Below are 14,387 nucleotides of genomic sequence, written 5' to 3' on the forward strand. Positions count from 1 at the left end.
ATGATGGATAGATCACTCCAGTCCTCTCCGTGAATATTATAAAGTAATAGCCTTACAGAATGCCCGTTCCAATCTTCAATAAGGGCTCATAATTGAGAAAACGGGAACTGTCTCAACTGTGTCCCGTTTTATTGTAGTGTTTTCAGGGGGATCTGGAGCGGGTAGATCAGTTCGAGAGACGCTATGGTTCATGGTGATGCAATCAGATCAACTCCCGAATTGGTTGTGCCTGGTCGACAAGATACATGGGGCGTCCGGACAGATCGGTCACCGTTGCTGAATTCACGTCAATTCCCAGGTTGTGATACAGGGTGGCAAAGACTTCATTGAAACCGACGGGACGGCTCTCAACATGTTCGGCGAAACGGTTTGTGGAACCAATAACCTGTCCGGTCTGCATTCCGCCCCCCGCCAGCATGGCGCAGGAAACTTTCGGCCAATGATCTCGACCGACTTTGGGGCTGATCCGTGGCGTACGGCCGAATTCTCCCCACACGATGATCGAAACGTCTTTGTCCATTCCCCGGTTCTGCAGGTCCTCCATCAGGGCGGTCAGTCCCTGGTCGAGCATCGGGAAATGTTCTTCTTCGTGCTCAAAGATGGTACCGTGCGGTCTGCCATGCCAGTCCCAGCGACCATAGGCCAGCGTGACGCAACGTACGCCTGCTTCAACAAGACGTCGGGCCATCAGAAAATAATCGTTCAGTAAAGGTCCCGCGTCGCCGTAACCCGCTGGTTTGGTTGAGCCACGACCATAACGGTCGCGCAATTTCGGATCTTCCTTTGAAAGGTCCAGTGCCTGGGCCAGTTTGCTCGAAGTCAATATGCCAAACGCCTGCTTTGTGTATGCATCAATGCCCTGCATGTCCTCAATCACTTCGGCCTGGCGACGCATATTATCGAGTGAGGCTAACAACGATTTGCGATCATCCAGGCGCTCCGCATTCACCGCGTTCAAGATCATATCCTGTTTGCCTTCCGCGCTCGGCTTGAAGGGAGCATGAGCGACCCCCAGAAACCCAGGTTGCCCTGCATCCGCCCAGGGGTAATGTCGCATCTTCGGCGATAATCCGACAAAGGGTGGGACTGCCGGGGCGGTTCCTCCCTGAAGCTTCGATACAGTTGAGCCCAGCGATGGCCAGCCTCCCTGCGGTTGACGGCTGGTTTTTCTCCCTGTCATACACTGGAACGAAGCGTGTCGTCCCTCGGCACCCACTATGGAACGAATAAAGGAAAACTGGTCGGCCGTCTTCGACAACCGGGGCATCAATTCGCAAACTTCGATACCTGGAACATTGGTAGCGATGGGGATTCGCGGGCCACGAATTTCGGCCGGGGCTTCCGGTTTGAGATCAAACCAGTCCTGGTGTGGAGGTCCGCCAGACAGAAAGATCATGATGACCGCTTTATGAGAGTCCCGTTTACCGGCGAGGTCCTGTGCCCGCAGAATCTGCGGCAGCGAAAGGCCTCCCATTGCCAGAGAACCGATCTGCAGGAAGTTCCGCCGGGAGATGCCGTCACAAAAACGATGTTGTTTGCCACTCTCAATGGTCAGCATAAGGCAGGCGTCCTGGAGGAAGGTCGTTCCGAGGAAATATCATTTCAACCATGGTTTATTCAAGATAAAGACTATGATCGGAATTATCAACACTTTTTGATGAGTTGGTTCAGAAGAGTTTAGTCTCATCACATCATGATGTTGTCAAACACGACGTTTTTACAGAGACAGAGTATGTCAGATCTAATACTTAATGGACCCGACACCTTTAATCTTCTCTGCAATGAAATTCATACGGTGCTGGCTTACGGCGGTGTGCCTTTGTTAGAATAGCTTTCATTCTTAATCCGCATCTGATCGCTTCCAGATGCATGCCCGCTGGTTACAGTCGACGTCGGTAGATATCACTGTCAGCCAGATATTATGAGGGTCAGCTAATAAGGAGTTTTGTGATGTCCGTGACGCATACGAATCGACGGGAGTTGCTGCAGAAGGGGGCGCTGCTGGCGGCCGGTTGTCTGGCCGGGGGGCCAGCTGTCTTGCGAGCTGCTGAACCGGAACAGCAGGTTGACCCGCTGAAACTGAAGATTACCGGCGTCAAAACCTATCTTCTGCAACATAAACTGAAACGCCCGTTCGGTGTTTCGGTCTCGGTTCCTCTGGATCAGTTCAGAAAGACGCTGTTAGTTAAGATTGAGACTGACGCTGGTCTGACCGGCTGGGGGGAAACGGCTCCGGTCGGAGGTGCCCGCGGAACGATCGACGATCAAATCGGACCACGGCTGATCGGTCAGAGTCCGCTGGAGCAACGAAAATTGTGGCGGATGATGTGGGGACCGAATTTCGGCAATGCGCTGGCGGTGGCCGCGCTGGATATGGCCATCAACGATATCCGCGGACATGCATTGAATCTGTCGGTAGCTGAATTGTTTGGCGGAAGACTTCGCGATCGCGTTCCCGCGTATGCCTCGGCGATGAATTATGTGGAAAATGAACAGCCGGAAGAACAGTATCCCCGCGAAGCAGAACAGCTGGTAAAGCAGGGGTTCAAGGCTTTGAAGATGCGAATCGGTCGTTATCCGGTGTTTCGCGAGGCGGCGGTCGCTGCTGCAGTTCGTGAAGCAGTCGGGCTTGATATCAAATTAATGGCGGACGGAAACGCCGCTTATACGCTTTCGTCGGCTCTGCAGATGGGAGAGGTACTGCACGATCTGAATTTTGAATATTTTGAAGAGCCCCTGCCGCAATCTCCCCACTATGCCGGTTACGAAGAACTGAGACGCAAGCTCCCTCTGCCTCTGGCGGCCGGTGAAGGCGTTGATTCGCGGGGCAGCGCTAAAGAACTGATCGACCGGCAGTGCATGCACATCATCCAGCCGGACGTCAGTCTGTGCGGCGGGATCGGCGAAACCCTGTTTATCTCTGAAATGGCGGCACTGTCAGGAATCCGTTGTATTCCACATTGCTGGGGAGGAGCCATTCTCATCGCGGCCACCGTGCAGACTCTGTCGCTGATGCCTGATCCGCACTGGGGCTTTCCTACCGATACCCCCATGCTGGAACTGGATCAGTCGGAGAATCCCTGGCGGACTGAGATCGTCAAAGAACCATTCCAGTTAAAGGATGGTTTTGTAGACGTCCCCACCCGTCCCGGGCTCGGTATTGAGGTGGATGAAGCGATCGTCAAGCGGTATGCGATTTAAGACTGTGCCTGGTAAAATTGAATCCTGAAAACAAATTGATTCACTGATCGGGAACAGGGAGACTACTGTTTCGGCATGTCGTAGTAAAAGAGAGGGATAGGCTCACCATTGCGAAAGAGCTCGAGTGTTTCCTGAATTTCCCAATCCTCCTCGTCGCTGAACTTTTCCTCCAGTTCTGGAAACCGTTCCGGTTCGTGTACCAGCAGATACTCGATGGCATACAGTCGAAGCTCTGGTTCCACATCCTTCAGCAGTTGTTCAATCAATGGTTTGATCGTTCTTCGTAAGCCCAATAGAGCTACACAACGCATGCGGGCTTCCGGCACATCACCTGCTTCTGCAAACCGCTGCAGGGCATCAACGGCTTCTTTGAGATGCCCAAAATCTTTCTCCAGGCAATTCGCAGCCGTAATCCGCCGATATTCGTCTTCAAAACTAGAGGGCCAGGGGGGATTGTCACTGTTTTCACCTGGAAGTTTCTCTCCGGTAAAGAGCGTTGAGATCAGAGATTCAAGGGACCAGGCAGGAATGGGCATCGTTTCAATCAAGTCTTAAAAAAACTATTTGTCAAATCAGTGACCAATTGTCCTATGCGATAAAGATGCCAGGTCCATTAATAAATAGACCTGACATCAATGTTTTGAAACCGCGGATTGTGGATGCTTTAATCTTCCAGTTTGAGAAATGCCACGGCGTTGTTGTTGTTCATGGGAATGATCAACTGCTTGTGTTTCGAATCGTATCCCATCGACGCGGCACTGGGGATCCCCGAGGCGATGACCTCGGCGGGTTTCCCGGGGCTGATTTTGGAAACGCTTCCGAAACGGACACTGCTGACATACTTCGTCCCATCGGGGAGAATCACCAGTCCGTCGTTGCCCCCTTCGGCGGCATGTTCGGTGCGGATCAGTTTTCCGTTGGCAGGATCGAATGTCATCACGTCATTGTTTCCGACGTTGACGACGACAACATTTCCGTCTGGATCAATGGCGACGCCGTTAGGGATGTTGAGCGGATCTCCATCCACAAAGAGCGAAACTTTGCCGTCAGCGGTGATTTTATAGACGCGGAACTCGGGACGCGAATTGGAAACAAAGATCGTGCCTTCCTTGTTGACGGCGATTCCGTTCAGAAACGTGGAACCTTCTACCGGGTAGGCTTTGCCCGGTTTGCCGGTTGCGAGATCGAACGTGCGTACCACGTCGATGTCAGCGGTATACAGGGTCCCGTTATGAATCGCGCTGCCGAGCGGATGGTTGAGCGTTAACCCGTCGCGCGTCGCACCAATCCATTTCGTGGTGTGAACCGATCCGTCCGGGTTCAACAGTGAGACGTAGCCGTCATTCTCATCCTGGGTTTGCGGCACGCCGGCGTTCATGACGACAATCAGGTCGCGGGTCGCATCGTAAACACAGCTTTCAGCAAAACGGAAACTGCCATAGACTTTGACGTTGTCAGAGAGGGGGACGAATTTCCCGGCTTCATTGACGGCGCCCAGTGGTTTTCCCGCCTGAAACGGTTTCGCCGAAGATTTCTGTGCGAGAGCGATGTTGGTTATCAGAGACATCGCGGTGAGAGTTAAAACAAAGAACACTTTCATCAGTCGTCACTCCTGTTGTTAATGGCCTGGGGATCACAATGATCCTGTTGATCACCAAGGTACCCGCATTTTATTTAACAGGGAAGGGTCAGAATGCATGCTGCGAAAAATCGTATATTTTCTGAGGAGCGTTGACAGCCGTCAGGAATCATCGAACAGGAAAAGTGTCAGCCTTGGATGATACTGAGGCGATGAAGTGTGTCTGTCCGCTGTTTTAAGAGGAAGCAGCAATGGCTTGAATCGCTGCTTCGCGAGTCTCGAAGAGAGGCCAATAGGTTCCCACTTTGATGCACTGGAGCAGGTTCTGTATGTTCTCACAGGCATTGCAGAATACGGCCTGTCCGCCGGTCTGCTTTGCCTGTTGCAGCAGACGAATGATTGAGCTGATAATGATGGAATCCAGATGGTCGACTTTGAAAAGATCAATAATTACATTCTTCAACTCGGGTGTGCTGAAGAGTTTTAATACTTTGTTGGACTCGATCTGAACGTTGCTGTACAAAAAATGAAGTGTAGATCCCTGAGGAATGACAATCAGGTTGGGACCACACAGTTCCACTTTAAAAATTTCCAGTTGATCAACCATAAATGAATCCAGACGGAAAACGTCTCAAGAAGAGTGAAAATTAAAATGTCACGAATTTGAATATGAATTTATGCGTTCTATATATTTGAAATGATTCTGTCTACTCGTTCTACTGTTTAGAAACGATTCATTTCGCGAAAAAGCCGTTCAGGAAAAATGGTCTGAAAAATGTGTAACCAAACTCTTTTGCGGGTTAACGATCATTTGCTGAGCCAGTTTGCGCCATGTAAAGTTCCATGTGCTTCATTGCCGGATGAGTCTTGCGCTGATTCTCCTGACTTTTCATCAAAGTGGTAGAAAAGAAGCGTGTTTTCATCCACTGAAAAATCAGCGAGTGGTGTAAAAGACTGCTGGTAGCGTCCGATCCGGGAGACTTTTAAAGCATGAATTTTTCCTTCGAAGCAATGTGATCGAGTTTTTTCAGTAGCAGGGAAGCCTCCGATGAATAGATTTTGTTTCAGGCTTGCGCTGATGATCTCTGCCAGATGTTCCTTCTGTGTTGCCCGCATGGGAAGGGTGCGGCAAGGGAGCCCATTTAAAAACATCTTCCAGATGGTCCCGTTCCACTGACAGGCGATATGGACCGGATGATTCAGGGCCACATCCTTGCTGGAGACCGTGGAGACCGGGATTTCCTGGGACTGCGGATCCAGCAGGGACCAGGTCCAGTATTCGCCGTTATTGACATGATATTTCAGGCTGAGTGAGCCCAGCTGAAACAGAAGCTGATGCGCAAGTTTCCTGTTTGTTTCGGGGGTGACCCAGGCTTCAATGGTGAATTGTTCCGCGGAAGGATCCGGGAATTTTGTTTCGATCCAGTCGTCGCCGTCAAGCTGCACCCCTCGGTTCAGAAGTTCTTTGTCCGGTTGCAGAGCAACGGACCATTCCGCGCCGGTGATTCTGGCATGATTATACATCCCGCTGAGATCGTGCAGGATTTTGCCTTTTCCTTCTTCAAAACGGTATAAGGCGACTGTAGACTCGTGTCTGGTGAGCAGCGGTGGAGGCTGAAATTCATCGTTATAAACAGTATGTTCGCTGATCCGTAATTGTGAAATATTGCCTTTAAAACCACGGTGTTGCGAATTTTCATAAGTCGATCCGGAACCGATTCGAAAGGTTGATCTTAAAAACCTTGCTAAACGATTTGCCCGGTTCTTTGTCACTTTTGCGGGAACGCTGCCATCGACGAATGCATTGAGACTGGTCCCATCAAACACGCCTGCAATGTGATGTCTTCCGGGAGAAATATCGGCAGAGAAGGCATGCCAGATCCATTCACCTTCGTGATAATACATATGGATGCGGTGATTGCGTAGTACACAATAAAATACTCGTAAGTGGGAATGGAGATCAAAAATAACAGAAGAGGCAAACTGGTCTTTGATTGTCACTTCGGGAATATCGACCCAGCATTCAATTGTCAGAGGTTCAGACGCTTTTCGATAATCGTAATCGACTTCGGCATAGTCATCGATACCATTGAAATGCAAAGAAAACGGATCTCTTTTTTCGAGGTTCTCTGACACGGAATTGACCGTGGCGGCAACGCGAAATCCGGTCAGAGCATCACGTGAATTAGATCTGAGACCTTCACGGGATGCAGATCGACAATTGAGCGCATCCCGAACTGCGGAACCGCCTCGTGCAATTCGATGCGTACCCGAACTGGGGCCAGAAGGATTATTGACCGCACTGGAGAAACTGTTCTTGTCTGAGAAATAGTCCTGACACCATTCAGCCACATTTCCATGCATATCATAGAGACCCAGGGCATTGGCTTGCAGCTGTCCGCAGGGATGAGTCGTTGTTGATTGAAACCAGGCAACCTTTGATAACTCTGATTCCTCTGAAGCAAACCATTTTGAAGTCGTCCCTGCACGGCAGGCATATTCCCATTGTGCTTCTCGAGGAAGTTTGAACACAAACTGAGACTGGTTTCGGGTTAACCAGCCGCAGAAGTTGCTGGCATCATACCAGCTCAGGTTCACTGCGGGATGGTCTTCACTGAGTGCACCATCGAGGTCACTGGCCCAGGTAATCTGGGGATTCGTTTCTGATGAATTAAACCCAGAACCACCAGCACCGTCGAGCTCCGCGTCTGTTTTATAACTGGTTTGCTTGACAAACTGCCGGAACTGTTTCCGTGAAATTTCGGTCTTGCTGAGATAGAAGGGGTGTGTAATCCGGGCCAACCGCTGAAGTAGATCCGCAGATAACCTGCGAGGTTTGGTCTCATCCTGCTGCGTTGGGCCATCAGTTTTCGCCAGCGTTTCTTCCAGGGATCCCAGCATAAATTCACCGGGAGGAATCAACACCAGAGCGATACTGATGTTTTGTCCCAATGGGATAGTGACCTCTGCAGGGAGTTTCAAATGTTCGGCCCAGGCCTGTTGCAACTGGCTGATACGATCAGGGCTGTCATTGACGCTAATGGGATCTGGAGTATTGGCCGGCCACTTATATTGTTCCGTTTTCTCAGGAACATTCAGGGGGTCGTATTTTTCCCAGGTTGCACCGATGATCTTTCCATCATAACCGTTTCCACTTTGGTCTTTCACGATCTCTCCGGAATCCGCATTCAAGTGATACAGCAGGATCGTGGAATCTGAAGTGGAAAGCAGCTTCTCAGGAGAAAAATCATCCTGGTAGATGACTCCTCGTGAGAAGCGACACTGGTGCATTAAACCGGCAAAACAGGCTTTTTTTTCTGCAACAGGACGTCCTATGAGGGCCGGGTCGGGATTGGCACCAAGGTGAATGGGAATGGGGGAATGTCGATGCAAGCGTCTGACGGGGAAACTCAGTCCCTGTTTCTTGCCATCGACGTACATGCCCACACTGATCCCGTCGTAGACGGCAGCGAGATGGACCAGCTTTCCGCAGCCGATCTGTTCTGATCGAGTGTGGGCGGCGTAGCTGGTTCCTTCGTGAAACAGGAATTCAGGCCGGGTACCGTCTTTCAGCCTGACGATAATGCCCGCTGTCTCCGCGTTCGAGATGATCTCCATCGACCGAGGTCGTTCTTCACAGTCGGGGGTGATCCAGGCTTCGAACGTAATGGGGGCGCCGCTGCCATATACGAATGGCGTTTCCACAAAATCGTCAATACCATCAAACCTGAGTGCAAACTGTTCCTGGTTCTCAGGAGGCAACTCCGGAGGGACTGGCGGAACCACAGGGTTAGCAGGACTGACATCCCGTGAGATATGATTCTCGGCAGGAGAGTACACCAGATACAGGAGAGAACATAACGCGATCAGAGTGATGCATGAAATGAAAGCAGCACGGTTCCATTTTGTGTGAGTTTGATCGAGTTGTTTTTTCAGGATGACTTCAACCGAATTGCCAGCCCCCACCCGGCTCTGTAATGCCGCGACGACTTGTTCTGCCGTTGGCCTCTGCTGAGGGTCCACATGCAGCATGGACGTCAACAGTTTTCGATCTGCCCGACCGACCATCTGGAACTGGCTGGAGGGATGAATGATTTCAAGTGTTTTCGGGTCCCGATTGAGGGGGAGACCCGTGATCAGAAAGAACCAGACGCAACCCAGGGAGTAGATGTCCGAGCTTGTGGTGGCATTGCGCGCGGAATTCCATTGTTCCGGGGCCACATACTTAACCTGTCCGAAGCCCTGTCGCATCGCAGTCAGTTCCGAACCATCCGATCGGCCTTCTTCAAAAGCCAGTCCGAAGTCGGCAATCTGCACGAATCCCCGGTTATTGAGCAGGAGATTTCCGGGGTGGATATCTCGATGCACGATCCCCAGTTTGTGTACAGCAGTCAGGCCGGAGGCGACTTGATACACAATGGTGGCCGAGGCAAGCGAGGGCAGGGAAAAACCCAGTTCATCCATTCTTTCCTTCAGGTTTTTGCCGTTCACGTACTCCTGTACAAAATAGGTGAAGCCGTTTTCTTCACCTGCAAAGAGCGCTTTTACAACATAAGGGGATTCCACCCGCGCGAGCATTTGCACTTCCCGTTCAAATCGCTCGGCCAGGTCTTTCCATTCCTTTTGCCGTTCCGTATTGATGAGTTTCACTGCAACGGGACGAATCAGCTTTGTGTCGTAGCCTTTGAAAACACGGCCCATGCCTCCGGATCCAATCTCGTATTCGAGCGAGATCTGGGCAATGGAGAGGGGAGGCACTCTGAGGCGGTTGATCAGTTCGTCGGGTTCGTCGTCCAGTCGTTCCAGTTTCTCACGACAGAGAGGACAGATATCAAAATGTCCGGACAGAGTTTCAATCTGTGTGTAGTCGAGTTTGCCCAGGCTGTAATCTGAGATCTCCAAAAGATTCGGGCAGGAAGAAGAGGTTGAGTCAACCACAAAAGTGTGTCCTCAGTACATTAAAAGTTTGATAGCACCAACGCGTTCTCATCTTTTATGTGTTGGTTCCGAGGGAAAATGTGACAGAAAATATCCCGGAAAAATAAACTTTATAAGTCTTCCCCTAACAGGTCTCTAATTTTTCGGAGGGCGCGGGACTGGATTTGCCGAATATTGGCAGTAGTCGTCTGTAATTCTTCCGCGATTTCTCTGGTGGTCATACCGGACAGGAAAAACAATCTCAAAACCTGTTTTTCCTTATCTGTCAATCCGGCAAATTCAATCACGCCTTCGGCGATATCTCTTTTTTCTTCTACCGTTTCGATGCTGTCGTCAATCAGATTGTGGATGTGATTCAGGTTATCTGTGCCCCCGGTGGCAATGACCTGTTTTTTGCGAAAGCGATTAGAGGAGACATTCCGCAGGCATGTTTTCAGGAGCCTGATGTAGCTGTGGCGTCCATATTTCAGTCGAAGATTTTCTTTGGACATGATTTCAAATACTGCGGTTAATGCTTCCTGAACAACGTCTTCGGCGTCCTCCTTGTTCGCAATGATGCGGCTCGTCATTCGGAGTAACAGCCAGGCCGAGAGCTCCATCAGCCTGTTCGAAGCTGCCGGATCTCCTTCTGAGGCACGCTGGATCAGTGTGGTCGAGATTGTCTCTAAATTCATGGCGAGTTTATTGTCTTCTAAATGAAGTTTATTTTCAAAAAAAAGCTGAGGAAACAATTTTGCTGTCACACTGGTTGTTCGGAATAACACCTATTCCATGTAGACAATTCTTAAATCAATTTGAACAGGAGGGTGAAGTATCACGAGAAATCTGTCCTCGTGTTTATGCGGGGGCATATGCAGGGTATGCGGGGGCATATGCAGGGGTGGTTATAAGTGTCGTTTAATATACATTTCTACCTATATATGAGTGTAAGTGCAAGAACATATTTAAATTTTGCAGGTACGGGGCTCAGCAGGGGAGATCAGGGGAAATCAAATGCGAACCAATGTGTTATTCTTGTTGTTGCTTCTCGTCATTTCCATCGCGGTCATTCCCTCATTGGAAAGTTATCCCGTGGTAACCCATGTGAATCAGGTTTCAGGTAATGTCACAAAATGTGCGCATGATGAAAGGGGCAGACTGCATGGTCGATATACAGTGCACGACGAAGCAGGAAATCTGCTGGATAAAGGAGAATATGATCATGGCGAGTGCATCTATCTAATCAAATACGATTCCTGTGGTAAATTGCTGTATGAATTGCGTGAGGATGAAAACTATAGTCTGGTTCAGACCAATTCCCGATAAGAGGCGGCGTTTCGCCTTACTCTGAAACCCCCAGTACTGATGATGTCGTGCTCTGAGAAGTAGATTCAGATTGACGTGCGTCACTTTTTTTAACCAGCTCTGCCATCCAGATGTCGCTGGCCCCGTAGCCACCAGGACGGTTGGCGACGAAAAGAAAGCTTCTGCCATCCCGTAATAACCGGGCACGTCCCGAAGCATTCGGATCGTCTCTAAAAACGAGTTCCGGTTCTGACCAGGCAGAATTCCAGCCGGGGCGCGTTGTGATATGTAACTTGCTAAGAGCATTATCCGGGTCGGTTTCCCAATCCTCTTTCTGATAAAAAATATAGACTCGTCCATCATTGCTCAGGGAACCAACGCTGATCCTCTGGTCAACGGGAAGTGTTTCCTCTGACCGCTCTCCAAAAGGGCTGTCCAGCGAGTCGCGTCGCCAGATCATCAGGTGGCTTTTCTGATCAGTTGATTTCTTGTCTGCTGTTACGATACGGGGGCGGAATGCGGTCAGACCATCAGGTGTGAGACGGTAATCGCGTCTGTTACCAACGGCGATAGGATCGGGGATCGCGTCCTGCCAGGGATCATTCAGACTCGTGCGTGTCGAAAGATACCAGAATGCGTCCCGTCGGAATGAAAGTTTCAAGCCGTCTGCCGAAATCTGTGGACATTCTGCATTCCCGTTGGTGTTAATCTCCGGGGGGAGTAAAGTGGGAGCGTTCCACTCGACATTTTTGGAAGGACGTGTTGAGATCCATAAGTTGCGACGTTCAAATTGTGGATTCTTGAGGCCTGTTGAGAAAACAAGGGTGCATTTGTCAGCGGTCATATCGCCGCTGAACTCAAAATCATGTGAATTAATCAGGGAACCCATGTTTTTTGTCACCTGCCATTCCCATTCCCCCGAAGCCAGCAGATCGGCGGCTGATGCCTGTGGAGAGACTGAAATATTCTGTTTGGCATGATTTCCTGCAGGAAGCACAGAGCGATCGGTGGTTGAATCGGCAGGCTTGTCTGTATCCAAACTGTTGGTTTGGATGATTTTAGTGTGAGGGGAGCTGTCGGGCCAGGTGAAGGCGATGATTCCTGCCAGAACTATCAGGCACGCCGCCCCGATCAGAGACTTCCAGTATTTTCCACTGGTGAACAGAATCGGTTTGGTTGTTCCCGATTCACTGATCGTTGCTGCGGTTGCGTTGGAAGTGACAGCAGTTTTCGATTTTGATCGCGGTGTTTCTTTGACGGGATTCGGAATATGACAGTCATTGAGTGCCACGATGAGCTCGCTCATCGATTGGAAACGGTCTTCCGGTTTCTTGGCAACCATTTTCTGATAGACGGCGGTGACGGAATCGGGAACGTCGGGCCGCTGATCCTGCAGAGAAGGGATCTCGGCTTCGCGATGTTGGACGAAGACCTTGAAGATGGTACTCCCCGAATAGGGGACTTCGCCAGTGAGCAGAAAGTAAAGTGTGCAGCCCAGGCTGTAGATGTCTGACCGAAAATCGACCAGGTGTGCATCGAGCGACTGTTCGGGTGCCATGAAGGAAGCGGTCCCCAGAATTGCTCCCGCTGCCGTCAATTCGGAACGGCTGACATAAGGACGTCCGCTGTCAGCATCTGTTGACCCGTTCTCAGGTGAATCGAGTCGAATGGAATCGTCGATATGAGCCAGTCCCAGGTCGAGTAATTTGACTGTGCCCTGATCGTCCAGCAGCAGATTTCCGGGTTTGATGTCCCGATGGACGATGCCCCGTTCGTGGGCATGTTGCAGACCAGTGGCGGCCTGTCGAATGCAGTCGACGGCTTGACTGAGTGACAGTGGACCGGAGGCGCGAACGATCCTGCTGAGATTGTCTCCCCGCACGTATTCCATGACGAGGAAATTCACGCCCCGCGATTCGTCGGCATCGTAGGCTCTGACAATGTTGAGATGTTCCAGTGTCGCAGCGACGCGGACTTCCCGTTTAAAACGTCTGATCAGATCGTCTGAGGCCAGCATCTGTTGTGAAATCATCTTCAAGGCGACCAGTCGATTCATCGTGCGATGAATGGCTTTGAAGACCATGCCCATCCCGCCGACGTCAATCAGATCGAGAATGAGGTATTTATCGATCAACAGATCTGGCTCACCTTTCAGCAGTGCAGCCGCCTGGTAGGAAGTCAGTTTGCCTTTCGTTACGAGTTGCGATGCCAGCTGACGTGCATCGGTCGATGGATGTGCAGACGAAACGGAATCGCTGACTGATGCGAATTCATCCGGCGAGAGAACCCCGACTTCAGAGAGTTTTGATAGAAAGTGATCGCAGTTTACATTAGCAGGCAGTTCGTCCTGGGGAGTCTGATTCTCTTCCGGTGTCTCTCCCAGCTGAGGAATGTCAGGGATGACTTCATCCAGATTCTGTTCCAGTAGATCGACAGAGGGGTTTGCATGCTCTAGCAGTGAGCGGACTTCGGCCCACAGCGACTCGTTGGTGCCACACTCATTCCGTAGCCAGGCATCTCTTTTTTCAGCCGGGACTTCCAGCGCGCTCAGGAAAACCTGTTGCACTTTTTCCGCGTGGGAATCACTCATTGGTCTCATCACTTTCTGTTCCCGGCCCGAGTTCGCGATACAACCAGGCCTTGGCGTACTTCCAGTCATTGTTGACTGTCCGCAATGAGACTTCCAGTTGTTCCGCGATTTCCTCGCCGGTCAACCCGCCAAAGAATTTCAGCTCTACAATCCTTGCTGCCCTGGGTAATTCTCTTGCGAGAGCCTCCAGCGCGTCGTTTAGTTCAAGAATGTCTAACTCTCTGGCGGCATCTGTCACAGAAATGTGCAATGGAATTCCGCGACCTGCTTTTCCTCCCCGTTTCAGGCGTTTTCGCTCGCGCGCGTAATCGACCAGAAGTCGCCTGATGATGGTTGCGCCGGCCGCCATCATCTGTGAGCGGTCGGCTGGATCGAGATTCCGCTGTTCCTGCAGACGCAGATATGCGTCGTTGACCAGCAGCGTCGGCTGCAGCGAATGTCCCGGTGTTTCCCGATTCAAAGCCTTCTCAGCCAGCCCATGCAGTTGATCGTAAATTGATTGATGCCAACTTATTGGGTTGTCTTCTGGGGATGCAGTCATCTGTATTGCCTGTCGATCTCGATATCTATGTCGTCCCAGAATTGCAATGGTAACTACCGGAGCCAGACTTCCTCTATCGAGGTCCATGCATCTCTGACTGTTTTGATTCTACGGTGGTACTTCTTAAGACGCAACTTTGCATTTTTATAATCTGTTGTCGGCTCAGAAGTTCGAATATGCTGTAAATTATGAGAATTAATAGAATCTCGCTGCACAACTTTCTCTTGAGTATCGCCAAGTTTTGTGAAGAGACA

The 14,387-nt window shown here is 50.6% G+C and carries 10 protein-coding genes; 2 read left to right on the forward strand and 8 right to left on the reverse strand.

From position 1 onward, the window contains the following. Positions 1-202 precede the first annotated feature (202 nt). A complete protein-coding gene (locus GmarT_RS08965) occupies positions 203-1,558 on the reverse strand; it encodes a DUF1501 domain-containing protein (protein WP_002644728.1) in 1,356 nt (451 codons plus the stop codon). A gap of 392 nt (positions 1,559-1,950) precedes the next feature. On the opposite strand from GmarT_RS08965, the gene GmarT_RS08970 reads away from it, so the two are divergent. Beyond that, entirely contained in the window at positions 1,951-3,201 is a 1,251-nt protein-coding gene (locus GmarT_RS08970) for a mandelate racemase/muconate lactonizing enzyme family protein (protein ID WP_002644727.1), read from the forward strand. 62 nt (positions 3,202-3,263) lie between these two features. Here GmarT_RS08970 and GmarT_RS08975 read toward each other — a convergent pair whose 3' ends face one another. The 5 genes from GmarT_RS08975 to GmarT_RS08995 all read right to left on the reverse strand — a co-directional run bounded on the left by GmarT_RS08975 (position 3,264) and on the right by GmarT_RS08995 (position 10,392). Continuing rightward, positions 3,264-3,737 (reverse strand): HEAT repeat domain-containing protein, encoded by a 474-nt coding sequence (locus GmarT_RS08975; RefSeq protein ID WP_002644726.1) that lies wholly within the window; start codon positions 3,735-3,737, stop codon positions 3,264-3,266. A gap of 128 nt (positions 3,738-3,865) precedes the next feature. After that, entirely contained in the window at positions 3,866-4,801 is a 936-nt protein-coding gene (locus GmarT_RS08980; RefSeq protein WP_002644725.1) for an SMP-30/gluconolactonase/LRE family protein, read from the reverse strand. 214 nt (positions 4,802-5,015) lie between these two features. Then, positions 5,016-5,387: an STAS domain-containing protein gene (locus GmarT_RS08985; RefSeq protein WP_002644724.1), complete on the reverse strand. Its 372-nt coding sequence runs from the start codon at positions 5,385-5,387 to the stop codon at positions 5,016-5,018. 200 nt (positions 5,388-5,587) lie between these two features. Then, complete coding sequence (locus tag GmarT_RS08990) at positions 5,588-9,718, reverse strand: protein kinase domain-containing protein (RefSeq protein WP_002644723.1); 4,131 nt, start codon at positions 9,716-9,718, stop codon at positions 5,588-5,590. A gap of 110 nt (positions 9,719-9,828) precedes the next feature. Next, positions 9,829-10,392 carry an RNA polymerase sigma factor gene (locus GmarT_RS08995; protein WP_149302560.1) on the reverse strand — a complete coding sequence of 188 codons (564 nt, stop codon included), beginning with the start codon at positions 10,390-10,392 and terminating at the stop codon, positions 9,829-9,831. A 319-nt stretch (positions 10,393-10,711) separates the two neighbouring features. Here GmarT_RS08995 and GmarT_RS09000 point away from each other — a divergent pair, with 319 nt between their 5' ends. After that, on the forward strand, positions 10,712-11,023 hold the full coding sequence (locus GmarT_RS09000) for a toxin-antitoxin system YwqK family antitoxin (protein WP_002644721.1): 312 nt from the start codon (positions 10,712-10,714) through the stop codon (positions 11,021-11,023). Between the two features lie 16 nt (positions 11,024-11,039). Here the strand turns inward: GmarT_RS09000 and GmarT_RS09005 are convergent, their stop codons facing one another. Together GmarT_RS09005 and GmarT_RS09010 are read right to left on the reverse strand one after the other, a co-directional pair. After that, positions 11,040-13,601, reverse strand: a complete 2,562-nt coding sequence (locus GmarT_RS09005) for a serine/threonine protein kinase (protein ID WP_233468680.1) — start codon at positions 13,599-13,601, stop codon at positions 11,040-11,042. Continuing rightward, positions 13,585-14,133, reverse strand: coding sequence for an ECF-type sigma factor (locus tag GmarT_RS09010; protein ID WP_002644719.1), 549 nt, complete (start codon positions 14,131-14,133; stop codon positions 13,585-13,587). Before GmarT_RS09010 ends, GmarT_RS09005 begins: the two co-directional genes overlap by 17 nt. Between the last annotated feature and the right edge of the window lie 254 nt (positions 14,134-14,387).

It is taken from the genome of Gimesia maris (assembly GCF_008298035.1).
Taxonomy (GTDB): Bacteria; Planctomycetota; Planctomycetia; order Planctomycetales; family Planctomycetaceae; genus Gimesia; species Gimesia maris.